Genomic DNA, 24,720 nt, shown 5'->3' with positions numbered 1-24,720 from the left:
CCGCAAAGTTACTAAAATTGAACTACCTCAGAGAATAAAGAATATTATGAAATTAAAAATTGCCTTTGTTGGCGCCGGCCCCTTATCGTTGCTCAAGGCAATATCTATAGCAAAACAAAATCCAAAAGCTGAAATTGTCATCTATGACATGGCTGAAAAGCCCGGTGGATCATGGCAAACAAAACGCTCTCCTGAAGGACATGAAATTGAATGTGGTTGTCATATCTGGTCCTATGTCCCCTCTGTTTATCAATTCATTCAAACTCATCTTGGGATAGTACTCAAACCCATGCGCCCTTCACCTCAATTTTCTGGCAAACAACTGCGCATTCCATACTCATGGCATAATACCCTCAAATCGTATTCAGTATTTGGTCGATATTTACTTAAATTAAACTGGAAAGCTATACGCAATCTTAAAAATGATCCGGCAATTAACTTCAAAATTTTTAATAAAAAAAACCATTACCCTGAGAAAGGTTCAGGCATTTTAGTTAACCAACTGGTAGAAAAAATAAAAGATTTTCCGGCAATTCAAATTCAATTAAACTCAACTATTGATCTGATAAACTTGCAGACTAAACCATCGCTATCCATCAATGGACATTTGGTTGAATTCGACAAAATTTTTCTCACGTCTGTTTCACAGATAAAAAAATTGACTACATCAACCGAAGAATATGAAATTACTGCAAGCCCCGTGAAATATATACACTTTCTGATCTCACTCAATCAACCGGCAAAACAAAAAATTTCATATCTGCGCATGACCAATCATCCGGTTGTTCACCGCATTACGGATATCTCTTATCAAACACATTACAAAGAAAATCTTTTACTGGTGGGTATTCACGAAAATGCTTTTAACAAAATGCACGAAACAGATATTGAAAATAAAATTCATGAACTTCTTCTCAAATTAAAAATTATCACTACTGTCCGATAAAAACTAAAAGTACGTAAAAACCCTTTCAAAACCCGCATGGTTGCGTATGAAAAGCCTTGTATTTCAAAAGTAAGCCCCCTCTTTTCAGGCTGAACTAAATTCGAATTGAAGTTGTGGATCTATTTCAACTAGCCAATCTTTTTCTGGATTTTCTAGAAATTTGATCAGATGAATGTAATTGAAGAGATGCAGTCTGCAAAAGTTGGCCAGATTAGAGAAAGCCCATTTTCGTTTAATTTTTTGTGGATAACGGTCAACAGCAGATTCACTATTAGCGTACACCAAATCTGAATTTTGATTGCATTCTCATTGTCGCCTAAAAAATATTTTAGCGGAAAGTTTTGTTTGAGCTGTTTGAAAAGTAATTCAATTTGCCATCGTTTTTTGTAAATGAGTGCGATGTGTCCTGCGTTCATCCCTTGTATGTTGGTTATAAATTCAAAGCATCTTTTGTGTTCGTCATCCCAGTAAGCAATTCTTCTGAGTTCAGTAGTTTTGAGATATTTTCCGTTGTCTTTGACTTCAACTTTTATAATTTCATCTTTCAATACACCTGCGTCAATATAGCTGGGAATATCATTTTCTACAACCAATTCATAGGTTGCATTTGATTTTAGTCTGGTGACAAAATAGATGTTGTTTTGTGTGAATTCATCAAAGGTTTTATAATCATTATATCCTTTATCAAACACAGCTATTTTGCCTTTTTCCAGCTTAAGTTTTTTAAGGAATTTTTTATCGTGTGTTGTCGCTGATGAAAACCAAATCAGTTTTGGAACCTGTTCCTGAAGATTAATTTGAGTGTGTACTTTTATGCCTCCTTTTCTTTTGCCATTGGAGGATTTTCTGCCAACACAGCTCAATAAATCACGAAACAATGAAATAGTTGTTGAATCAATAATTTCCACCCTTTGTTCCCATACATATTGTTTTCGGCTGTCCGAGATAACCCCTGAGTACTCTTTGTACAATAAATAATAAATCTCTTGAAAAACCTCATGACTCCTTCGAGCATTTGCATCACTCAACGTGCTTTTGTGCGGAATGTTTTTTAACTGAAAATGATTTGTCTTTCCTTTGAGCCCAAGCATAGCACCGGCAACCTCTCGCAACGATGAACAATTGGCGAAAGTTGAAAACAACATGCTGATTAAGTGATCAGATGTGTCAAATCGTTTGGTATAATAATCAGAGTTACGGTTCTTAACCACTCTGCTTACAAGAGTTGGGTCAATTAAAGAAATCAGCTGTCCGAAAACCGACTGTCCAAAAAAGTAGTTACTTTTATTCATGTGTATTTAGTTCGTCAAAACCAAATTACACTAAAGCGGGAAATCTGTTATGGAAATCCCGCTTTTAAATTTTTTTTATCGGACAGTAGTGAAAAATTATAGACAAAACATTTAAAATATTTAAAGCAGATACATTTGTTTATCCTACGTATTATCTTTCTGATGAATCATTAAATAAACTGGCACAACACAATGCATCAATCAATGTTTTACGATCAACAGATCTTATGCACGGGATTTATTTCCAGCTAAAATCAGGAATGTCTATTTGATAAAAAAACCAAAGCATATATAGCGCCATGAGGGAGGCAACATTCTACAAATAGCTGCATCAATAACACCCAAAATATTTCTTTGTTTTTCAGTTCTGCCAAACAATCCAAAGAATCCGTATTTTTTTATTGAACCTGAGGAGAACTTTTTTTGCCACGTTGAAAAATCTTTATCCGAATTGTACTTCCAATACTTACTCCATTTGACAAATTTTCTGCGCAATATTTTGTGCATTATACTTCCACTTGAATTCTCTGCAAATAATATTGCTCCCCCGGTTTTGAGTACCCTCTTCATTTCATTGATAGCGCCGGTCTGAGATTCACTTTCAGTCAATGCACCAATCACTGATTTAAATGCAACAATATCAAACTGTGCATCATGATATTGCAATTGTGACATATCAGCCTTTTCATAGGTTATCACTTCAGACAAACCATATTTCTGATGAATTATTTTCGCTTCTTCAAGCGGAGATTTTAATTCGGTGCACGTGACAACACACCCCTTTAAAGCAAAATACAAACTCAAACCTCCTTCTCTGTCTCCAAGCACCAGCACATGCATTCCGGGTTTAATTGAAAAATGCGCTTCCCAAAAAGGTAGCGCATTTTTCCAGTTTTTTACATCCCACCGGATGATATCATTTATATGCTCTTTATCCAACCTACTTAGCATAGTTAACCGCTCGCTTCTCTCTGATTACCGTAACTTTTACCTGACCCGGATAGGTCATTTCATTTTGGATTTTTTGAGAGATGATGAAGGATAATTCTTCAGCACGCTGATCATTTACTTTTTCGCTTTCTACCATCACGCGTAACTCGCGTCCGGCTTGAATGGCGTAAGATTGAACCACTCCGTCAAAATTGAGAGCAATAGTTTCAAGCTCTTTAATCCGCTTAATATATGATTCAGCAATTTCACGCCGCGCACCTGGCCGAGCTCCTGAGATGGCATCACATACCTGTACAATAGGTGAGATCATGGAGGTCATTTCAATTTCATCGTGGTGAGCACCTATGGCATTGCACACATCTGCTTTTTCACCATACTTTTCAGCCAGCTTCATACCTAAAATTGCGTGTGGCAATTCAGGTTCATCATCAGGTACTTTTCCAATATCATGCAATAAACCGGCACGTTTTGCAACCTTGGCATTGAGTCCAAGTTCTGATGCCATGATGGCGCATAAATTGGCAACCTCGCGGCTGTGTTGCAATAAATTTTGCCCATACGATGAGCGATATTTCATGCGACCAATCATGCGCATTAATTCAGGATGCAAGCCATGAATGCCTAAATCAACACACGTGCGACGACCGGTTTCAATAATTTCTTCTTCAAGTTGTCGTTTGGTTTTTGCTACCACCTCTTCAATGCGTGCCGGGTGAATGCGACCATCAGAAACTAATTGATGCAATGACAAACGGGCAATTTCACGTCTTACAGAATCAAAACATGAGAGAATGATTGCCTCAGGTGTGTCATCTACAATGATTTCAACTCCTGTAGCAGCCTCTAGAGCTCTGATGTTACGTCCTTCACGACCAATGATACGACCCTTCATTTCATCGTTCTCAATATTGAAAACAGAAACAGAATTTTCAATAGCCTGCTCAGTAGCAACCCGCTGTATAGATTGTACCACAATTTTTTTAGCTTCACGTGTGGCATTGATTTTGGCCTCATCAACAATCTCTTTGATATAAGCCATTGCATCGGTACGCGCTTCATCTTTGATGGCTTCCATCATTTGTTTTTTAGCATCTTCAGGTGAAAGACCGGAAATTTTTGAAAGCTCAGTAACTTGTTTCTGATGCAACTTTCCAATTTCAGCTTTTTTACTCTCAATGGCCTCTAATTGCGATGCAATTTCTTTTTTCAGATTATCCAACTCACTGCTTTTGCGGTTGGTTTCTTCAGTTTTTTGATTGAGATTTTTTTCTTTTGCCTTGATTTTATCTTCGGCACTTTGAATTGTTCGCTCTCTTGAACGCACTGCATTTTCATGCTCTTCTTTCAGTTGCAGGAATTTTTCCTTAGCCTGAAGAATCTTGTCTTTTTTGATGGCTTCTCCTTCGTCTTCAGCTGTTTTCCGTATTGCCTCGGTTTTTGCTTTGAGCGCTGTTTTGGAGAGAAGCACCATGATCACGATACCCGCCACTATTCCGGCACCGGCACCAATGAGTATGCTTATCAGATCCATAGTTTTAAAATTAAATAAATAAAAATCCCGTCAGTGTCAGGTAAATGAGCACCAATCGGGAAACTGCAAAGACACAAGCTACTAGTGCAACTGTGCGTCAATTTTGTAAATTATTTTTTGGATGTCTTCCTCAAACTGAGGGTTGATGAGAGTGGGAGCTTCAGCCTGATGGCGAACCTGAACGGCTAATTGCAGTGCTGTCATGGCCAGCAAATCTTGCATATCTTTTACAGCATAGGTACCTTGCAATTTCTGAATATTTGCATTGATACGTTCTGCTGCAGCGCGCACAGCCTCCTCCTCCTCTTTGTTTATTGTAAGTGGATAAGTCCTTCCGGCAATAATTATTTTCAGTGATGTCTTATCCATTTAGTTTCCAACCTTCAGTAAAGAAATACATTCGTCAATTTCCCTTACCATTTCATTGATGCGCACTTTCAATTGATCATTTTCAAGTTTTACTGTATTATTCCTTTCATCTTTGAGGGATGTAAGCTCGGCTGAAAGGTCAGCAACTGCTTGATCTTTTTGACGCAATTGTTCAGTGAGAGAGACTATTTCAGCATCTTTCTTTGCAGAAAGCGCATTGGATTCAGCTATGCGTTGAATGAGTTTATCAACCCTTACATTCAATTGCTCAATCAATTCTTTGGTGTCTGACATAGTGCCTCTTGTCAATGTAATAAGAGCAAATTTAGGCATACTTACGCCATTTTCAAAGCTGTCCGGCTTTAAATATTAAAAACGCTCTTTTAATAAGCTGCCTAGGCTGCCTGTCAGACAGGGTTATCATGGTATTAAATTTGGTACAATTAAAATTATCTGCATACAAAATGAAAATACGCACTGCATCTAATCCTAATCTTGCAAAATCAATTTTTGCAGAGACAAAATTTATTGTAAGATGCATGTTTTGTATTGTGTCATTTTTTTTCTTTGAAGACATATCAGCACAAACCTATACGCCAAAAAATATTCCGTATGATACCTATGATTTTCATGCGCCCATGAATATTGATTTGATTCTTGCAGGAAATTTTGGTGAAATGCGCGATAATCATTTTCACACAGGATTGGATATAAAAACACTTGGCGCTGAAGGACAAAAACTCTATGCAATTGAAGATGGTATTGTATCACGCATTCGAATTTCACCCTGGGGTTATGGTCTTGCAGTGTATATTGATCATCCAAACGGACTCACCAGCGTGTATGCGCACATGCAATCATTCAATGATGAAATTGATTCAATAGCTTACTTGCATCAGGCAAAAAATGAGAAATATATTTTAGATGAAGATGTACGAGCAGATTCTATTTATGTAAAGAAGGGTCAAATCATTGGCTTATCCGGAAATTCAGGTAGCTCCTCAGCTCCGCATCTTCATTTTGAAATACGAGAAACAGAAACAGAACATGCGCTAAACCCACTTTTATTTAAGTGTTTCCGAGTTAAAATTCCTGACACTACAAAGCCAACCATTACAGGTATCAAACTTTATGCAGTGACTGAAAAAGGATATATGATTCCGGGTAAATCTATGTATCTGCCTTGTAAACTTCTTGATGGAAAAATTATTGTCAATGAAGGCAATCCAATTGAGATTAACAGTCTACTCACTGAAAATGCATTTCTGGCTTTTGGCTTCAATACCAATGATAAATTAAATGGCGCCGGCAACGTGTGTGGTATTTATCATACTGAACTTGCCAAAGATCAAACTACCTTACACGAAATGAAAATAGAATCAGTAGATTTTGATCACAACCGATTTTTAAATACTCATCAAGATTACGCAGAATTCAATGACAACAACCGACACATTCACAAACATTTTAAAACTGTTGTCAACCCACTTGCCATGTATTTAAAAACGAATGGAATTATTGCATGGGAACAATGTGAAGGTAACTACACATTCAATGCGTATGATGCTCACGGGAATAAAACAACTCTGAGTTTTTCAATTCAAAAACCAACAGGCACATTTTCAAAAAATCCATTTGAAAAAACTGATGATTATTTTTTCCCTGATTCTGTCAATGTATATCTAACCGATGATTTTCAAGTACTGATGGAACCCGCTACATTTTATGAACCGGTGCAAAAAATTTTTAAACGCATTACAGATTCAACCAAACTAAGCAACATATTTCAGTTTTGTGAAAATAGTATTCCTATACAAGAGCGATTTGATGTGCGAATTAAAGTACCTGCTTTGCGTAATAATTTTCCGATTTACAAACTGGCTGTTGGTATAATCAATGATAAAAATAAATTGTCTTATGTTGGTGGAGATTATGTTGATGGCTGGGTTGAAGCCAATCCACGAAATTTTGGAAAATTTGTTTTGGTGGTAGACACTATTGCGCCTATTATTACTCCGGTAGATTTTACTGAAGGAAAAATAATTACCAAATTCAGAAACATGCAAGTCACCATCACCGATAACCTTTCAGGCGTTTCAGAATACAAAGCCTACCTCAACGGTAAATGGATTTTGATGGAATACGATCGGCGAGAACAACGCTACATCATTCCGATTGACAAACATAGTAAACCTTTGCTGCGCACAGGCAATAACAAATTACGTATCACCGCAACAGACACCAAAGGAAATGTGACTGATATGGCGTGGACAGTCGTTTATTGACGACAAAGCTAATTCACATGCGAAAAAATATGCAGGAAGTATTTTGATTTGCATATACTGAAGTTTGGGCGAAATAAATTCGCCCAAACGCTCAGGATAAAAATATGGTGACAATTCAATTTGTGGAATAGTATATATCACCTCGCCAACTTCAATCTTTCCAGCTTGAAATGGTTTCGTTGATATAGTCAACCCAGGTATCTTTGCCTGCTTCTTCAGCCAGTGCTGCCGCTTCTTTACCTAATTTCATCGCCTCTTTTTTATCACCTTGCGCATACAAAATGCGGGCTTTTAAGAAAACGTTAGAATACGACTTATTCAGTTCAATTGATTTGTTAATGTAGTCAAGCGAAGTGGTAAGATCATTTTTAATATTGAAATAATAATTGGCAGCAGATGCATACACTTTATCCAAATCTTTGCCTTCAGCAACAGCGGCATCAATATTTTTTTTAGCCAACGCATCGGTGTCTACTGTGAAAGGAACTGTCACTTTCAGCTTATCCCAAGCAATGATGAGACTTGCACCTGAAGTGGTGATATCATTAATTTCCATCAACAAGGTTTCAGTATGTTGACAATCTTGTGCGGTAACTTGAACTGTCACTATATTTTTTAACGAATCATAATTTCCAGCACCCCATTGCTCAGTATCAGTATTGAAAACTATTTGCCAATTTTTATTTTCAGAAGGAAAAGCAAAAACGGCATACGTACCCGCTGGCAACACCGCGTTGTTTGCAGATGGAAACATAAGATCAGATGAACAGGTAAATTTAGATGGTGCATTAGCTCCCAATCTCCAAACTTCATTGTATGGAACCAGTTCTCCAAAAATTACCCGACCACGTACGCTTGGTCTAGAATATTCAAGTGAAATTTTGGTTAAACCCACGGTGTTTTCAGATTTTGAAAGCGGACTGAGTTTAGGCAATTCTTGGCCTATGACAAGTGTTGATACCGTTAGAATTAGTGCAGATAAAATTGGTTTGATCATAGTTGTATTTATTTAGTGTATTTCTTTTATTAATTCAGATGAAGATTTATTGTTCACAGGTTCATTAAATTTTCTCAAAGCAAACGTGATGATGATAAATGCGATGACAACAAAAATACTTGCAGCAGCAAAAGGAACACCTGGAAAATATAATGTAGCCGTAGCAGTGGTAAATTGATAAAATAATGCTGTGTACATGAGTGGTCCAATGATCGTATTTAAACTCATGAGTTGCGTGAGTGTGCCCTGTAAATTTCCTTGTTCAGATGGTGAGACTGAATTTGATAACATACCTTGCATAGTTGGCCCTGCTATACCGCCCAGCACATAAGGAAATAAAGCAATCAGCAGAATCCATTCATACATGGCAGAACAGAAAAGAATCATACCAACAGTCCAACAGAAAAAACCTAGCATAATAACTTTTTTACTGCCAAGTGATTTGACAATAATGCCGATGAGTACGGCTTGAACAATACCCACTAATAATCCAACCACACCTAAACTGATGCCTACCCATGTTTCATTCCAATTATACATTTTCATGGTGAAGAATGACCAAATTGCGGGCATTACTTGTCCGGCCAGATTGACTAATGAAAAAGCCATAATCATTCCTAATACGGGTTTATATTTTCCAAGATTAATTAGTGAAACAAAAGGAATCATCTTCATGAAATTAATTTTTCTGCGTCGGGCCGGAGGAAGAGATTCAGGAATAAAAGCAAGCCCGTAAGCAAAATTTAGAAGAGTTAAAATGCCTGCTACAAAAAAAGGAACCTGAACACCCCACCGCGCACAAAAACCTCCTATGACCGGTCCGAGAATGAAACCAATACCAAAGGCAGCACCAATAAGACCGAAATTTTTTGCCTTGTTTTCAGACGAACTTACGTCGGCAATATACGATGTCGCAACCGTGAAACTTGCACCTCCAATGCCGGCAATGAGACGTCCGGCAAATAACCACCCCAACGAAGGCGCATAAGCATGCAAAAAATAATCTATGCCCAAACCAAACAACGCAAAAAGCAAAACCGGACGGCGACCAAAACGATCACTTAACTCACCCAACACAGGAGCAAATAAAAATTGCATGCCGGAAAATGATATCATTAGCAGACCTCCAATCCAAGCTGCCTGTGAGAGATCAGCACCTGAAAGTTTTTGTAACAGCGTTGGAATAACAGGAATGATAAGTCCAATACCAATAACGTCTACCAAAACGGTAAAGAAAATAAATGTTAACGATCGCCTGGATTGCGCTGCGTCATTAACTATGCCTTGGTCCAGAAGCTGACTATCATCAGTTAATCCGGAATTATTCAGGTTGTCCACTCCTTGAAAATTTGGGTAAAGGTATTAAAAAAGGGGTTAGGGATTAGGGGTTAGGGATTAGGGGTTAGGGATTAGGGGTTAGGGATTAGGGATTAGGGATTAGGGGTTAGGGGAAAAAAGTGTTCTGTCTAACACCAAATCTATAGTATCTCTGTCTATCTCTAACTCCAAAATCTTAACGCCTAAGTGCTAACTCCTAATCTCTATGCCCTAAGCCCTCTTAAAATTTAGTGCGTATAAGTTTTCCGTTGGCTGTGCGCTGAAAATTTTGAAGGGTAATAATTTTTTTAGGTGCATGATATGCGGGTAAAATAGCAGCAATACTTGCGAGCAGATGATCAGTTTGTGCTGATGAAAGCGACAAATTTTCAACTACTAAAACGGGGATTTCACCATATTTCACATCTGATGCTGAGCTGATATAAAAAGGGTGATCAGAGAGCAGAGATGCAATTAATTTTTCATCCGTTTCAGGGAATATTTTAATGCCCCCTGAATTGATTACATGGTCAAACCTGCCCAGCCAATGGAATGAGTTTTGTGTGGTGAGTTCAATGATATCATGCGTGAACAATTGCTTTTCAACAACCGCGTTAGGTTCAACCACCAAACATTGGTTTTGATCAGTACTGATTTGATATCCCGGAAGACAAGTATAGTCTTTGGTTTTGCCATCAATAAGACGGAGGGCAATGTGAGTAAGAGTTTCAGTCATACCAAAACTTGCCCAGGCTTTATTATTTTGCCGTGCAATGTGCTTTTCAAGTTGTGGATGAATATGTGTACCACCAATTAAAACATGTTCAATTTGATTGTATAAATTCCTGGTACGTTCATTGTTTAAAATAGCTTCAACCTGATGCGGAACAAAGGCAGCCAGTTTGATTGGGAACGGAAATTTATCCATGTGCAGTAAAGGATTTTCACTCACCGGCGCAAGCAACAATTTCATTTTATAGGTAAGTGCACGCGCTATCATTAATTTACCTGCAACAAAACGCGGTGAAAGATTCAGTAATACGGCATCAGTTGAATTGAATTGAAAGAATGCGCCTGTAAATTGTGCTGAGGCTATGACTTGATTTTTTGAAAATGAAATCGTTTTAGGCGCACCTGTTGAACCACTGGTTTGAATATCAAAACGTGGTTCATAGGATTCAAATGAACGAATAAAATTATTTACCTCCTCAATGTAAGATTCGGTAATTCCCTCCGTCATATAGATACCTTTGTACAATGGAATAGATTTTGTTATAAAAGTAAGATCAAAGATAACACCATAAAAACTCAAAGTATGATAAAAAAGATTTGGATGATAGGTATGATGTGCGCAGGCACAATGACCATGGCCTCTACAGGAGTTGAATATTCAGGCCGTTCACTTAAAAAGGTGGATGAGTCAACACAAGTTGGTATTTCATTTTTTAAAGGTACCTGGGCTGAGGCACTGAAAAAATCAGAGGATGATAACAAACTCATTTTTCTGGATGCATTTGCATCATGGTGCGGTCCGTGTAAACGCATGACAGCATATACCTTTACAGATGATGCAGTGGGTACCTATTTCAATGAACATTTCATTAACGTAAAAATGGATATGGAAAAAAATGCAGATGGACCACGTCTGAGTTCAAAATTTAATTTGGAAGCCTATCCAACGCTTTATTTTATAAACGCTGATGAAGAAGTAGTGCACCAATCATTAGGTTATCAAGAGCCTGAGGCTTTGATTAAAGTGGGTGAAACGGCTTTTGGTAAGAAAGACAAATAGTGTCATTTTATTCTTTGAAGCAAGAGAGAATTGTTGAATAGAAAAATTATTTTCTTACAGCAATAGATGACAATTTTATTTGAAGGAAATGTCAAAGGGTTTCTTTAGCTAATCCCATTAACGTATCAGAATTGGATTAAGAAAACCATGGAGCTAATTATCGGTAGCTTGCTGCGGAATTTGATTTTAGCTTGCACCTGCACTGATCATTTAGATTTATTTTTCAGAATTATAGCCTCAACGCATCACATGACACTGAAAACAATTTAGCATGATGATTAGCCGGTTTATTTTTCAAAAAGATATTGCAGAGTTTTAATGGCAATGAACATTTTTTCACTATCAGGCAGTTTTATAAAGTCATACTTTTTGTAAAACAATTCGGCTTGCTTGTCAATAGGGTCAACAACAACTGCGAACGAACCGATTTCTTTTGATAGTGCATAACTTCTTTTCAGAGCGTCTATAAGTAAAATTTTACCCAAGCCCTTTCCTTTAAAGTTTTTATCTATGGCTAAGCGTCCCAATAAAGTGGTTGGTATAAATTTATACGATGGAGGAAACTTGCTCATGATTGCTTCAGGAAAGCTGTTCAGCGGTACACTGTTGTTAGACAAGGTATAATATCCCTGAATGCACCAGGTTTTTTTATCAGCCAACACAAAACATGCAGATAATTTTCTTTTGATGTCTTGTCCGGCTTGAAACTTTAAATAGTTATTTAGCAATTCTTGTTCGCAATCAAACTCATTTTTGTTATGCTTTTTGCTCAATAATTCTATCATAGATTTATTTTGAACCGGAAACAAATGCATTATAATCAACTAAGGCATTTTTCAAAGTTTTTGACGGTTTTTTTGACTTGGTTATGGCGTTGAAGAATATTTGACTGTCTTTTTCAGAAGCAATTATCTGCTCTTTCTCTTTAATTATTTCCTTCGCTTTTTCCTGTGCTGCAATAATTATAAAATCGGTTAGATTTCTGTACCCACCCAAAAATGCTGCTTTTTCAAAGAATTGTTTTTGTTCTTTAGGCAGCCTTGCGTCAAACCTGGCATGTTCTTTTATTGCTGTTTTCATTGTAGCGTAATTTTCACAAAGATACGCAATTAATCCGTACAAACAGATTTATGTACGGAAAATATCTGTACATATTGAAAGTAATTAATTTTATGCATTTGAATAGATAATTTAAGAAACCTCATTGATTTTATAGTTAAACACCAAACCGCGTGAGGGATTGCAGTGGAAAGCCCGCATGACCGGCGTTTTTAGCGGGGCAGAGGACTTGTAACGGAAAGCCCGACCCAGCCCAATAAACATATATTGAAAGACGATACATGATGCTGGGGCACGCCCTGAAAAATTCTTTGTTGATAATGCTTCACTTATTATTGGCTACCTTTGTTAAACAGCTTTATGCGAAAGCAAAAATTGTTTTAGAAATACATGTGATTAGATGAAATTGATGATGATTGTTTGTATGAGGTTGGTTAAGAATACATGATAGAGAAAACCGGATGAAGCTATTTTTTTTTTGTGGAGTGAGATATAATTTACATTAAAAATTAGATTGAATAATGAAATACAACTTGAGTGAAATTACAGCGGTGATTAGAGACCGACGCACGGTGGTGCCTGAAATGTATTCAAGCAGAAAAGTGCAGCGTGAGCAAGTGGAAACTATACTGAATAATGCAATATGGGCACCCACGCATGGTTTAACTCAACCATGGACATTTACTGTGTTTACAGGTGATGGATTGAAAAAATTATCAGACTTTTTGGCTGGATGTTACGAACAAATTACGCCGCCTGAAAAATTTAACGCAGAGAAAAAAGAGAAATTAAAATCACGTCCGCTACTTGCAGGTGCTGTTGTGGCAGTGTCATTAAAACGTGATGATAAAAGTAAAATTTCAGAGTTGGAAGAAATTGAAGCCGTTGCGTGTGCAATTCAAAATATGTACCTCACCTGCACAGCATGGGGATTAGGTTCATTTTGGGCAACCCCTGAGTTGATTTACAAGCCTGAAATGAATCAATTTTTAGCATTGAATGAACAGGATAAATGTTTGGGGCTGTTTTATATTGGCTATTTAAAAGATGGTTTGGAATGGCCAAAATCACGACGCAAACCAATTGAATATTTTACAAAATGGGTAGAAAAATAGGATCATTTGGTTTGGTGAATTATAGGCGGCACCCTGAAAACCCAAACTACATGGTGTTTGGTTTTAATACAGTAAAAGAAGCCGGAATTTTTGAAGCTGAATTGCTTAAAACCAAAACTTGGTATGAAAAAGATACAGAAGAAACCGACACCGGTTTAATGTATTTATTTGCCGTTGCTGAAAGCAGCATGGATGAGGCAAACCGTGCCAACGCTATGGTGACAAGGGCAATGAAAGTACCCATGGTGAAAAATAATTTTTTGCGATACAGTGTAATTATTTTTGTGCTGCTGCTTGCCGTATTTGCCCTCATTGGATATGTAAAAAATAAAGACAAAATGCCTGATAAAAATGATGCCGAACGAGTTGATTCAACTACATTTATTGGGAGGGATACTTTATGAGTTTTAAAAATTTATTGGTTGTGATGTTGCTCTTGCTGACTACAAATTTGTTCAGCCAAAAAGGGGTAACCACTTTTGGCTTGCAATATAAACCCATAATACCTAATCGTATGATTGGTACTTATACGCAAGATTTTAATGAGGGACAACTGGTGTCATCAATAAAGCAAAAACTTGGGCATTGTTATGGCGGGGTGGTGAGACATGGATTGAACAACATGATTAGTTTGGAAACAGGAATAAATTTTACACAACGATTTTTTGGGTTAAATTTTGAGGTGGCTGATTCAGGATTAGCCTCAACCGGAAAAGTTGGTATAGTGAGTTATGAAATTCCGCTTTCATGTTTAATTTACATTCGGCTGGGCGAACAGTTTTACATGAACACTTCACTGGGTACAGCACTCACCCTGTTTACATCAAATGTGCGCACGGTTTATCCTTTAGGCGAGGGAGAATTATTTACCCAAGAAGGTGCCTACAATAGTAAAATGCAAGGTGCTTTGCTTGCAAATTTAGGTTTTGAATATCGCACGAGAGGCAAGGGATATTTTTACGTAGGCACATCTTTTCATCAGCCATTTACTTACATTATGCGCATGGCGATGGCTTATGAATTTCAAGGTGGCAAAACAGTTGCAATTGATAAAGTACAGGGCAGTTACCTAACTTTGGATTTCCGATATTTTTTTCCTGAAAAGGCTGAAAAATCTGCTACTGCAAATTAAGGCTAAAGAAATAATTTAAATATTCTAATAACCTCACTACTCAGTGGCCTATTGGTCAAGTGCCTTTGTGGCTTTGTGGCTTCATGGCTTCATGGCTTTGTGGCTTTGTGGCTTTGTGGCTTTGTGGCTTTGTGGCTTTGTGGCTTTGTGGCTTTGTGGCTTTGTGGCTTTGTGGCTTTGTGGCTTTGTGGCTTTGTGGCTTTGTGGCTTTGTGGCTTTGTGGCTTTGTGGCTTTGTGGCTTTGTGGCTTTGTGGCTTTGTGGCTTTGTGGCTTTGTGGCTTTGTGGCTTTGTGGCTTCGCGATTAATCGCGAAGCCACTGTTCTGGATATAGAATAGGGAAGCCACTGTTCTGGATATGTAATAGGGAAGCCACTATTCTGGATATATAATAGGGAAGCCACATTTCAGAACTATGATACTTTCCAAACTAAAATCAAGAATGGGATGTGATTTTTTGACATTCACTTTATAACCAAAGGATCCAAAGTTTTTAAAGCTACTACAATCAATTTTTTGTCAACCCAGATGAATTTTTTTTCATGGGAATAATTTTGGTATGAAAAATATTGTAGTTTCGCACCGGTTGAATATCAAAGGTGAGATGGATTATGAAGAGATTTGGTGATACATTACCACGACTTAAAAATTGGAATTACAGTTGGAATGGTTTATATTTTATTACCATTTGTGTTGAGGGCAGAGTAAATCATTTTGGTGAAGTTGTAGATGGCAAAATGATTTTAAGCGAGGCAGGTTTAGTAGTAGACAAAATTTGGCGGTCGATCCCACTTCAATTTGACTACATTCTTCTTGAAGAATTTGTTGTGATGCCGGATCATTTTCATGGTATTCTAAAAATTCAAAGGTCAAATATCAGGCACATTGAATGCCCAATGACAAAGATTGAATATCCTTATAATCATTCAGAATTTATAAAAGAAAGAGGAGGAGTTTGTGGAGAAAAAAATCCAATGTTACATCAAAATATTTCTCGAGTTATTAGATGGTTTAAAGGAAGATCTACTTTCGAAATAAGAAAATTCAATCGAGCATTTTCATGGCAAAGTAGATTCTATGATCATGTTATTAGAGATGAAAATGCCTTTCAGCGGATCACAAAATACATCAAAAACAACCCTTCAAAGTACAAAAAAAGTGACTGATAATCAAAATTAATTCCTGACAATAGAGTACAGGATGAAGACCGAATTCTGTGAGTGATTATAGAATTTGGGGCTAACAGCTGTGGATCACACCCCCCCAGTAGCTTCCCGTGGGGGCTAGTAACTTCCCTGTGGCTTCAGAGTAAATTCCCTGTGGCTTCAGAGTAAATTCCCAGTGGCTTCAGAGTAAATTCCCAGTGGCTTCAGAGTAAATTCCCAGTGGCTTCAGAGTAAATTCCCAGTGGCTTCAGAGTAACTTCCCAGTGGCTTCGCGATTAATCGCGAAGCCACTATTGAGGATCTGCCAGCCACTGTTGGGGATCTGTCAACCACTGTTGAAGATCTGCCAGCCACTTTGGAGGATCTGCCAGCCACTTTTGAGGATCTGCCAGCCACTGTGGAGATCTACCATAAAACTTAAAGAATAGATCAAGTTAATCCTTCAGAGTATAAAAAAAATAGATCAGAGAATAGAATTCTTGATAGTTGCTCAGAATGAAAACTGAATTCATTGAGTTATTATTGAGGCTGGTTTTATCATTAGTGGAACACAAACCCCAGTGGCTTCGCGATTAATCGCGAAGCCACTATTGAGGATCTGTCAGCCACTATTGAGGATCTGTCAACCACTGTTGAGGATCTACCATAAAACTTAAAGAATAGATCAAGTTAATCTTTCAGAGTATAAAAAAAAATAGATCAGAGAATTGAATTCTTGATAGTTGCTCAGAATGAAAACTGAATTTATTGAGTAATTATGGAGGCTGGTTTTATCATTAGTGGACCACAAACCCCTGTGGCTTCGCGTTTAATCGCGAAACATAAATTTTACACAGCCACATCATTTTCTCTGAGGGCATCATTAAGTGATGTTTTCAAATCAGTACTTGCTTTTCGCTTACCAATAATTAATGCACATGGTACTTGATAATCACCGGCCGGAAATTTTTTAGTGTATGAACCCGGAATAACGACACTTCGTTCAGGCACGTAGCCTTTTAATTCAATGGGGTCATTTTGTGTTACATCAATAATTTTTGTTGATTTGGTCAATACAACGTTAGCACCAAGTACAGCTTCTTTACCAACGCGCACCCCTTCAACAACAATACAGCGAGAACCAATAAAAGCATTGTCTTCAATAATTACCGGAGCAGCTTGCAAAGGTTCCAAGACTCCACCAATGCCAACCCCACCACTGAGGTGAACATTTTTTCCAATTTGTGCACAAGATCCTACCGTTGCCCACGTATCAACCATGGTTCCTTCATCAACGTAAGCACCAATGTTCACATAGGATGGCATCATGATCACACCTTTTGAAATATACGCACCATAACGAGCAATGGCATGTGGTACCACGCGTACTCCTTTTTCTTTATAGTTTTTTTTGAGCGCCATTTTATCATGAAACTCAAAAGGTCCTACTTCAATAGTTTCCATTTTGCGAATAGGGAAATAAAGTACGACTGCTTTTTTTATCCACTCATTCACTTTCCATGTTCCGTCAGGTTCAGGTTGAGCAACCCGCAGCGCACCCGAGTCAAGTTGCGCAATGACTGATTCTATTGCTTGTTGCACTTCTTTATTTTCAAGTAGTGACCTATTCTCCCAGGCTTGTTCAATGATGCTTTGCATGCTGTGATTTTTTTTCAAATATAGGGAGGAATTAGGACATCAGACAGCTCACACTTTTCCCAAAGCTTTATCGCAGGCGTGAGGAAAGAAGTGCGTGGTCATGTTACCGCTTTTTCCTCTCCTCAGTCCTCTCCCAAGGAGAGGAAGACCAGAGCACAAGGGTTTAGAAAAAGTGCGAACTAACGTCACTTCATCTCTCCTTCGGAGAGAGGAAAGAGGAGTGAGGAGAGATTTGTATATTTGACCAAACCTTTTCTTATGCATCATCTATCTCTTCGTTTGTTTTTTATTGCAGGCATTTTATTCAATTCTTTTTTAGTGATGGCTAAAAAAATTGACATTCAATTAGGGACTATAAAATTGATGAGTGATAAAATTGAAATTAAAATTCCATCTCATTTTTCAGCTTTGCTTGATCATGAAATGAAAACAAATTTTACCACTGAGCGCATGCCTAAAGTTGCCTATGGTGATTCATTGCGTGAAAGTACTCTGGCGTTTTATATGAAGAAAAGTGAGATGACTGATGCAACCGTAACTGGCTTGAAGGCTGCTTATCTTTCTGAATTTTTAAGTCAGGATTTAAAGTTGAAAGAACTTTCAAATGGAGTTGATATGATTGACGGACGCGATGTTGGCTTCTTAGGTATTATGCATCGTTCACCTGAGAAAAAATATCGCTTTTTTTTCTTTACTATTTATAAAGGCATGATTTTATCAGGCGAATTCATCACCCCCAAAAAAGGATATAAGCTGTGGTTGCAACCTTGTATTGAGATGATGCGATCAATGAAAATTTTGGGATAAAGAAATCGTGCTCATCCTCACTCCCCGATGCCTTATCAAAAAGACACCGGGATGGGAAAATTAACCGCTAATCAACCATAGCGAGTTCAGTCTTGGGTCGCTTGAACTGAAAGATTTTATCGTAGACCAGAGCAAGGCCTTTATTAGTTAAAGGTATGCGTGTATCATCTGAGAGAATGAGATAGGTTTGATCTTCTTGTTTGAGATTTTTTATATGACTCACATTTACCATGAGTGTTTTATTGATACGTATGAAATCCCAGTCTTCTAATTTTGCTTCAAAAAATGAGAGTGATTTATCAGAAGGCACCACGGTATTTCCGGTGACATAAAAGGTACAGGTATGGTGATCTTCTTTACAATAAAGAATAGTAGGTGCAGGTAAAAGAAAAAAACCGGTAGGGGTGTTGATCACTAATTTATTGTTGTCTGTCATACACTTACTTTTTTGTTCCGTTTAAATAATCTCCATTTTGAGTTAATTTGTTTTTTGCATTTAATTCGCTGCATGCGTGACAGCAGAAATGACATGCTCTAACAAGATCAAAAATGGCATGAGCTTTTATCAATGCCTCATTGCATGATGAGAATTTTCCTACTTCAATGCGATTAGATTCAGCACTTGGTCTGAATGCACAATACGTGGTATGCATTTGATGTGAACCATCGCTTTCAGTTTTTACATTAACGTAGTATTTTGATTTTTTATCGCTCATTGCTGTTGTCAAAGTTACCGACTTGAACCATACGAAAAATGGCGGAAACTACGCAATTTTATGTCGGAAAACCGACAAAAAAAACAGAGAAAATGTCGGAAAACCGACACGTAAAAAAATATTTTTGTCGGATTTCCGACATATCTAAAATTTGAAATCCGGCTTAGCAATAAATTAAACTTGACTAATCAGTTAGAATATCAGATTATTAGCTCGTGAAAATTGGTTAAACCCTGTTGATACGACATGTTGATTGCAATATTCTATTATATTCGTGATGAACCTTAAAAATTTAACATTATGGCATTTAACGGAACAGAAGGTGATCCAATCACCATTGCACAAGGTGCAGCTTTAACTGCAAATTTCAGAGCTGCATATCCCATGCAAATTAAAGCACGGTTTTTTGGTAGAGAATTGCTTGAAGACATTTTAAGACAAACCAACGCAAAAGGCATCCGCTTCTACTTTGGCCTAAGCACCAACAATGAATTAGAATTAGTTATCTGCGCAGCTGACCAAAATGAAAATGATATTTTGGGAATTGTGGGGGATTTGTCTGTACCTTGTCCAACAAGATGTGGTATAAGAAATTCACTGAATAGCTGAATTTAATGACTGAATCCATTCTAATAAGTGGTTCTCAAGGCTCGGCACTGATTGCCCTCAGTGCCGCGCTGTTTTTTTTTAAACGTTTAGAGTTTAGGCTTAGACTATTGGGTTATTTTTTGATGCTCAATTTTGTACTTGAAGTTTTTGCCTCAGTTCTCAGTCTCAATGGAATTCACAACCTATTTCTTTTTCACATCCACTGCAGTATGGAATTGATTTTCTTCATCATCATTTGTACAAAGTATTATAACAAGACCTGGCTCACCAAAACACTTTGGATTTTTGGTATATGTTATCTTGCTTTTGCAGCGCTAGATTCATTTTATTTGGAAGGCTTAGACACGGTGAATTTTTTTTCGCGCGGCGTGGCAGGCTTGGCTATGCTGGCGCTTTCACTTTACTTTTTTCTACAGATATTTCATTTAGATGAATCTATTAAATTAACCTCTTACCCATACTTTTGGTTATTTAGCGGCTGGTTGTTTTATTATTCAGGCACGTTTTTTATGTTCACTATTCGTGATATCGAAGGTTGGGGTTACACTTTCCCTTACATTCATTCCATTTTGAATATCCTTTTAAATGGTATATATGTATATGTTTTTTGGTTGGCAGCAAAACAATTTGAAAAGGTGAATGCAATAGAAAAGAATGAAGTGTAGATTTGAAAAAAAATTCATGATTAGAAAAAACAATTGGTTGAACGAGTTCATTAGCATCTACTTTGGCCTACGCACCAACAATGAATTAGAATTAGTAATACCGAAAGCATATCTGTAATAGGCCATGAAATGTCCTAAACAGCTATTGCATCGGCATTATACTTTGCTATAAATTGGAACAACTATGATTACAACTAGTATAATCTGCGCAGCTGACCAAAATGAAAATGATATTTTGGGAATTGTGGGGGATTTTTCAACACCATGTCCGACTGCGTGCAGTAGCCGCAATTTGTTGAATAGCTAATAATTTAGGTAGTGTGGTTGGGATTTTTTTAATGTATTTTTCGGCTTTCTCGGCGATATTTCCTTTTGTCGCCGGGATTTATTTTCGAAAAAAAATTGGCGATGTACTGAACGTGTTACTCGGCTGGACTATCGCAGTTGTGTTGCTTGAGACAGTTTCAACGGTTTTGGCACTGAATAAGATTCATAATTTGTATATGGGTCACATATCTAGCACGGTCGAGTTAATTTTTTTTCTGGTCATTTGCGTAAAATATTATAAGAAACTCTGGCTCACTAAAACACTTTGGATTTTTGGTATATGTTATCTTGCTTTTGCAGCGCTAGATTCATTTTATTTGGAAGGATTAGATACGGTGAATTTTTTTACACGCGGTTTGGCAGGTTTGGCCATGCTGGCGCTTTCACTTTACTTTTTTCTGCAGATATTTCAATTAGATGAATCTATTAAATTAACCTCATACCCATACTTTTGGTTATTTAGCGGCTGGTTGTTTTATTTTTCAGGGACATTTTTTATGTTTACTATTCGTGATATTGATGGCTGGCATTACACTTTCCCTTATATCCATTCTATATTGAATTTATACCATTAGCCAATATAATTTAGTCTAAAAAGAGCATAATAAATATTTGAAGGAACAAATTTTCTTTACTGTTTTTGTTGTAATTATTCTCCTCACAACCTTGGCTAAGTGTTTGCCCAATTGATCGATGGTATTAAAGGATTTGCAAACGAACTCTTGTTTGAGTTGCCACCAAATTTTCTCGGCGGGGTTTAGTTCTGGACTATAAGGCGGCAGAAAAATTAAAATGATATTCTCGGGTATGATTAGTTTCTTTGCCTTATGGAAGGCTCCGTTGTCAAGCACGATTAGTTTAAGTTCTTTTGGATTCTGCTTTGATAATTCTTGAATAAAATATTGAAAGCAATCTGTATTACAATAAGGCAGTTCCAACAAAAAGCTATCTCCATTTATTGGTGAGAATGCTCCATATAGGTATGTGTTTTCGAATTTGTGTTGATAAGTACAAACGGGTTTTACCCCCTTTGCTGTTAGAACCCGCCCTGTTCTTGTGAGTAGTCCAAATCGACTCTCATCCTAGCAATAAATATTAATGCTTTTATAGCATCCCAATAGTGGTTTTACTTTGTCTTTACAGATTCGTTTGAAGTTTTTTTAAAAGTAGCAACCGCTTCTTTATCCTTTTAATATGACTCTTGCGGGGTACTTTTAACGATGCGCCAAAGTGCCTTTTAACATAATGACGCAAGCTGTTGTAATTAACTCCTTTAATAAAATTATTTTCCACCCACGCATGTAATTGTTTGTAGCTTGAAAATGCGGCATCCTCTGAACAAAGCTTCAATTTAATTTTCTTATGCACAGACTTACTTATTATGGAGGGCTTAAATCCAATTCTACCATCCTTTAATAATTCGGATATACCGCCCTTTTGATATTTAGTCCGCCATGTCTGAATACTGTTGTGATTTACACCTATCAGTTCCGCTAATTCATTCTTGCCTAATGCTCGATCAGAACGCTTGATCTCAATAAGCATTTTTATTTTCGGACCGTGGTGGTCTGCAGATTTTTTTAAGAGACTTCTTAAGTCCTTAAGCGATTCTTTCACCGTAATAGAGAGTGCATTTGCCATACCTCAAATATATAGCATATATACATTAGTCTAATATAGTTCAAGAAAAGATATTGACAATTTACTTGTTAATATCAGACTATTCTATAATAGCTAATGGTATTATTACTAAATGGTATATATGTATATGTCTTTTGGTTGGCGGCAAAACAAGCGAATACAGCGGGAAAGGTATAAGAAATCATTCATTCACATCTCCATGGTCAATTCTGCCTACGTTGGGTAAACCAAACGTATTAAAACACAACTTACGGAAAAAACATTCGTGTTGTAAATTCAATTTGTTGACTTCCGGAATAGTTCGTGAATAAAAGGTTTAGCGCAAATCAATCTATAAGTAAATACCACTTTTTGGTTATAAGCCGATGGGAAGTTTTCATTTCAGCAGCAGACAATAATACCCAACCTTTGGGTCAGGCAATCAGGAAAAAAGGATTGTACATAAAACAAAAAAATCTGCATTATGAAAACAAATATTACAATATTAAAATCAGTTTTAGCGGTGGCCTTGTTATTTGCAGGGTCAAGCTGGTTAAACGCGCAACTCTATATTGAATCAATAAGTTCAGGCGCATGGAATAACCCACTGGTTTGGGATTGCAATTGTGTACCAACTTCTAATGATGATGTACACATTAATCAATTCAACTTTGTGCAAATTACTGAAGCGTCGTATGTCAACAATTTGGAGATTGATCCAAACAGTGAACTGACAATTCAAGCCGGACAAGAATTACACCTGAAAGGAAATGCAGATATCATTGGTACTCTCAATGCCTCAGCCGGACATCTGTTTATTGATGGTGTGACTGAACAATATGTTGACGCCGGAGGAAATACACTCAACCTCTTAGATCTTACCATCAACAATGAAAATTATGCCGTGACATTTTATGGTGCAACATATCGTTTGAACGGTACCTTGTATCCAATCAACGGTGGACTCATTCTTGACAACACTACAACTAACCAATTTATTTTCTCATCTTATTCTGAAACAAATTCGGCACGCATTAACAAAGTTGGCGTGTCGTTTTGGTTTGATGGAGAATTTACAGTTGAACGCAATATTCCTGCAGGCGCTACCGGAATTCGCAACTTATCAGCCTCTGTGAAAGATGCTACCGTGAGTATGTGGGATGAAACAGTTGGAATTTACGGTTCAACTTTGCCTGATGGTTGCGCACCTTGGTTAGAAACTTGTTCAAACACCATGTGCTTCCATGAAAACGGAAATGAGATGCCGGTAACTGATGTGAATGATACCATTTCAACGGGTCTTGGATTTGATGTATTGCTTGGTTCTGATTCTGCAAATTTTAACGGAGCCACCATAAGTATGACCGGTTTTTTAAATGATAATATTGAGCAAGAACTGATTGTTTCAGCAGGTTGGGATACCAAAGGAAATCCTTTTGTATCTTCCATTGATTTTAATAAATTAGTACGCACCGGAGTAAGCAATTATTTCTACGTGTATTCAACTGAAAGTGGAAGTTATGAATGGTATGATGGAACAACCAATACATCAAGCTGTCCTGAATTAGCCAATGGTATTATTGCAACCGGACAAGGATTTTTTGTGAGCGGCCCTGGCACTTTATTGATAACTGATACCGCTAAAGTTGAAGGTGGCATGTTTCTGAAAACTGATCAACCAGAACAACATGGGTTTTTAGTACAACTTACCAATAATCAAACTGGTCATTACTGCACGATGTCATTAGCTTCAAAAACCGGTTCAACCAGCGGATTTGATCAAAACATGGATATCCTGCACTTGTCTACCGGAAAAGAAAAAGCATCATCCATTGGAATTGCTGACGGAGACAACATCATGCGTAAAAATTATTTTGAAGCTAACGGTTCAGAAATCAGTTTTGATTTATACACAAACTTCACCGGTGCCGGTGAGTACACTATCTCAATAAAAGATTTTGCCACGTATGTTGATTACAATACCATTCTGTTGACCGACTGGTTAACTGGAGAAACCATTAATTTAAAAGAACAAGATTATCATTTTGGGTCAGAGGCAGGGATGTCCGATAGGTTCACACTTTCGCTGAGCAACAATCAACTTTCAACAAGTCCTGATTATTCAGCGCCTGCCTCTGTTACTATTACACAAAGCGGTTCAGTTGTTCAACTGAATAATAAATTACAAGCTGATCAGGTAGTACAAGTTTACGTGTATGACATGAGTGGTCATGTGACTGTATTGAAATACAACTATACCTTATCACCTGGTGTAAATACCGTACAATTGCCTGAAACGCATGGCGTAAATTTGGTAGTGGTTGAAACAGAAAATGAAAAAATCACCCAAAAAATCATCCAATAACTCATGCCAATTTCAGCGTGAT

General features: G+C 37.3%; 26 protein-coding genes and 2 pseudogenes. 13 read left to right on the top strand and 15 right to left on the bottom strand.

Annotated features, from left to right (window positions below):
• Nucleotides 1-46: 46 nt before the first annotated feature.
• Nucleotides 47-946: an NAD(P)/FAD-dependent oxidoreductase gene (locus IPH66_03095; GenBank protein MBK7128337.1), complete on the top strand. Its 900-nt coding sequence runs from the start codon at nucleotides 47-49 to the stop codon at nucleotides 944-946.
• A gap of 84 nt (nucleotides 947-1,030) precedes the next feature.
• On the opposite strand, the pseudogene IPH66_03090 reads toward IPH66_03095, so the two are convergent.
• The 5 genes and pseudogenes from IPH66_03090 to IPH66_03070 form a co-directional block, all read right to left on the bottom strand.
• A pseudogene (locus IPH66_03090) lies at nucleotides 1,031-2,238 on the bottom strand (IS4 family transposase).
• Nucleotides 2,239-2,502: 264 nt separating this feature from the next.
• A complete protein-coding gene (locus IPH66_03085) occupies nucleotides 2,503-3,189 on the bottom strand; it encodes a class I SAM-dependent methyltransferase (GenBank protein ID MBK7128336.1) in 687 nt (228 codons plus the stop codon).
• Complete coding sequence (gene rny, locus IPH66_03080) at nucleotides 3,179-4,720, bottom strand: ribonuclease Y (protein MBK7128335.1); 1,542 nt, start codon at nucleotides 4,718-4,720, stop codon at nucleotides 3,179-3,181. Before rny ends, IPH66_03085 begins: the two co-directional genes overlap by 11 nt.
• 81 nt (nucleotides 4,721-4,801) lie before the next feature.
• The gene (locus IPH66_03075) at nucleotides 4,802-5,089 is read right to left on the bottom strand and encodes a cell division protein ZapA (protein ID MBK7128334.1); all 288 of its coding nucleotides are present in this window, start codon (nucleotides 5,087-5,089) and stop codon (nucleotides 4,802-4,804) included.
• Nucleotides 5,090-5,422: a hypothetical protein gene (locus IPH66_03070; GenBank protein ID MBK7128333.1), complete on the bottom strand. Its 333-nt coding sequence runs from the start codon at nucleotides 5,420-5,422 to the stop codon at nucleotides 5,090-5,092.
• A gap of 131 nt (nucleotides 5,423-5,553) precedes the next feature.
• Between IPH66_03070 and IPH66_03065 the strand changes: the two genes are divergently transcribed.
• Entirely contained in the window at nucleotides 5,554-7,374 is a 1,821-nt protein-coding gene (locus tag IPH66_03065; GenBank protein ID MBK7128332.1) for a M23 family metallopeptidase, read from the top strand.
• A 151-nt stretch (nucleotides 7,375-7,525) separates the two neighbouring features.
• On the opposite strand, the gene IPH66_03060 is transcribed toward IPH66_03065, so the two are convergent.
• From IPH66_03060 to IPH66_03050, 3 genes are all read right to left on the bottom strand, one after another.
• On the bottom strand, nucleotides 7,526-8,371 hold the full coding sequence (locus IPH66_03060; protein ID MBK7128331.1) for a DUF2911 domain-containing protein: 846 nt from the start codon (nucleotides 8,369-8,371) through the stop codon (nucleotides 7,526-7,528).
• A gap of 12 nt (nucleotides 8,372-8,383) precedes the next feature.
• On the bottom strand, nucleotides 8,384-9,652 hold the full coding sequence (locus IPH66_03055; protein ID MBK7128330.1) for a TCR/Tet family MFS transporter: 1,269 nt from the start codon (nucleotides 9,650-9,652) through the stop codon (nucleotides 8,384-8,386).
• Between the two features lie 277 nt (nucleotides 9,653-9,929).
• Nucleotides 9,930-10,946 (bottom strand): AMP-binding protein, encoded by a 1,017-nt coding sequence (locus tag IPH66_03050; protein MBK7128329.1) that lies wholly within the window; start codon nucleotides 10,944-10,946, stop codon nucleotides 9,930-9,932.
• A gap of 57 nt (nucleotides 10,947-11,003) precedes the next feature.
• Here IPH66_03050 and IPH66_03045 point away from each other — a divergent pair, with 57 nt between their 5' ends.
• Complete coding sequence (locus IPH66_03045; protein MBK7128328.1) at nucleotides 11,004-11,480, top strand: DUF255 domain-containing protein; 477 nt, start codon at nucleotides 11,004-11,006, stop codon at nucleotides 11,478-11,480.
• Between the two features lie 287 nt (nucleotides 11,481-11,767).
• On the opposite strand, the gene IPH66_03040 is transcribed toward IPH66_03045, so the two are convergent.
• Complete coding sequence (locus IPH66_03040; protein MBK7128327.1) at nucleotides 11,768-12,265, bottom strand: GNAT family N-acetyltransferase; 498 nt, start codon at nucleotides 12,263-12,265, stop codon at nucleotides 11,768-11,770.
• 4 nt (nucleotides 12,266-12,269) lie between these two features.
• Nucleotides 12,270-12,560 carry a DUF1778 domain-containing protein gene (locus IPH66_03035; protein MBK7128326.1) on the bottom strand — a complete coding sequence of 97 codons (291 nt, stop codon included), beginning with the start codon at nucleotides 12,558-12,560 and terminating at the stop codon, nucleotides 12,270-12,272.
• A 500-nt stretch (nucleotides 12,561-13,060) separates the two neighbouring features.
• Between IPH66_03035 and IPH66_03030 the strand changes: the two genes are divergently transcribed.
• From IPH66_03030 to IPH66_03010, 5 genes are all read left to right on the top strand, one after another.
• Entirely contained in the window at nucleotides 13,061-13,654 is a 594-nt protein-coding gene (locus IPH66_03030; GenBank protein MBK7128325.1) for a nitroreductase, read from the top strand.
• Nucleotides 13,639-14,058 carry a hypothetical protein gene (locus IPH66_03025; GenBank protein ID MBK7128324.1) on the top strand — a complete coding sequence of 140 codons (420 nt, stop codon included), beginning with the start codon at nucleotides 13,639-13,641 and terminating at the stop codon, nucleotides 14,056-14,058. Before IPH66_03030 ends, IPH66_03025 begins: the two co-directional genes overlap by 16 nt.
• Complete coding sequence (locus IPH66_03020) at nucleotides 14,055-14,786, top strand: hypothetical protein (GenBank protein ID MBK7128323.1); 732 nt, start codon at nucleotides 14,055-14,057, stop codon at nucleotides 14,784-14,786. The genes IPH66_03025 and IPH66_03020 overlap by 4 nt, the downstream gene beginning before the upstream one ends.
• A 43-nt stretch (nucleotides 14,787-14,829) precedes the next feature.
• A complete protein-coding gene (locus IPH66_03015; GenBank protein ID MBK7128322.1) occupies nucleotides 14,830-15,093 on the top strand; it encodes a hypothetical protein in 264 nt (87 codons plus the stop codon).
• 303 nt (nucleotides 15,094-15,396) lie between these two features.
• Complete coding sequence (locus tag IPH66_03010) at nucleotides 15,397-15,951, top strand: transposase (protein MBK7128321.1); 555 nt, start codon at nucleotides 15,397-15,399, stop codon at nucleotides 15,949-15,951.
• Between the two features lie 828 nt (nucleotides 15,952-16,779).
• On the opposite strand, the gene IPH66_03005 is transcribed toward IPH66_03010, so the two are convergent.
• A complete protein-coding gene (locus IPH66_03005; GenBank protein MBK7128320.1) occupies nucleotides 16,780-17,589 on the bottom strand; it encodes a 2,3,4,5-tetrahydropyridine-2,6-dicarboxylate N-succinyltransferase in 810 nt (269 codons plus the stop codon).
• Nucleotides 17,590-17,847: 258 nt separating this feature from the next.
• Here IPH66_03005 and IPH66_03000 point away from each other — a divergent pair, with 258 nt between their 5' ends.
• Nucleotides 17,848-18,396 carry a hypothetical protein gene (locus IPH66_03000; protein ID MBK7128319.1) on the top strand — a complete coding sequence of 183 codons (549 nt, stop codon included), beginning with the start codon at nucleotides 17,848-17,850 and terminating at the stop codon, nucleotides 18,394-18,396.
• A gap of 67 nt (nucleotides 18,397-18,463) precedes the next feature.
• Here the strand turns inward: IPH66_03000 and IPH66_02995 are convergent, their stop codons facing one another.
• A complete protein-coding gene (locus IPH66_02995) occupies nucleotides 18,464-18,832 on the bottom strand; it encodes a LytTR family transcriptional regulator DNA-binding domain-containing protein (protein ID MBK7128318.1) in 369 nt (122 codons plus the stop codon).
• A 4-nt stretch (nucleotides 18,833-18,836) separates the two neighbouring features.
• Nucleotides 18,837-19,112 carry a hypothetical protein gene (locus IPH66_02990; GenBank protein ID MBK7128317.1) on the bottom strand — a complete coding sequence of 92 codons (276 nt, stop codon included), beginning with the start codon at nucleotides 19,110-19,112 and terminating at the stop codon, nucleotides 18,837-18,839.
• Nucleotides 19,113-19,412: 300 nt separating this feature from the next.
• Between IPH66_02990 and IPH66_02985 the strand changes: the two genes are divergently transcribed.
• From IPH66_02985 to IPH66_02975, 3 genes are all read left to right on the top strand, one after another.
• Complete coding sequence (locus tag IPH66_02985; GenBank protein MBK7128316.1) at nucleotides 19,413-19,721, top strand: hypothetical protein; 309 nt, start codon at nucleotides 19,413-19,415, stop codon at nucleotides 19,719-19,721.
• Nucleotides 19,722-19,930: 209 nt separating this feature from the next.
• Nucleotides 19,931-20,386, top strand: a complete 456-nt coding sequence (locus tag IPH66_02980; GenBank protein ID MBK7128315.1) for a hypothetical protein — start codon at nucleotides 19,931-19,933, stop codon at nucleotides 20,384-20,386.
• Between the two features lie 503 nt (nucleotides 20,387-20,889).
• Complete coding sequence (locus IPH66_02975; GenBank protein MBK7128314.1) at nucleotides 20,890-21,288, top strand: hypothetical protein; 399 nt, start codon at nucleotides 20,890-20,892, stop codon at nucleotides 21,286-21,288.
• 15 nt (nucleotides 21,289-21,303) lie between these two features.
• On the opposite strand, the pseudogene IPH66_02970 reads toward IPH66_02975, so the two are convergent.
• Nucleotides 21,304-21,792: pseudogene (locus tag IPH66_02970) on the bottom strand (IS630 family transposase).
• Between the two features lie 58 nt (nucleotides 21,793-21,850).
• Complete coding sequence (locus IPH66_02965) at nucleotides 21,851-22,354, bottom strand: helix-turn-helix domain-containing protein (protein MBK7128313.1); 504 nt, start codon at nucleotides 22,352-22,354, stop codon at nucleotides 21,851-21,853.
• 463 nt (nucleotides 22,355-22,817) lie between these two features.
• Between IPH66_02965 and IPH66_02960 the strand changes: the two genes are divergently transcribed.
• On the top strand, nucleotides 22,818-24,698 hold the full coding sequence (locus IPH66_02960; GenBank protein MBK7128312.1) for a T9SS type A sorting domain-containing protein: 1,881 nt from the start codon (nucleotides 22,818-22,820) through the stop codon (nucleotides 24,696-24,698).
• Nucleotides 24,699-24,720: the final 22 nt, after the last annotated feature.

The sequence above is a fragment of the Crocinitomicaceae bacterium genome, from assembly GCA_016708105.1.
Classification (GTDB): domain Bacteria; phylum Bacteroidota; class Bacteroidia; order Flavobacteriales_D; family Crocinitomicaceae; genus JADJGJ01.
This window is presented reverse-complemented; position numbering and strand designations above follow the sequence as displayed.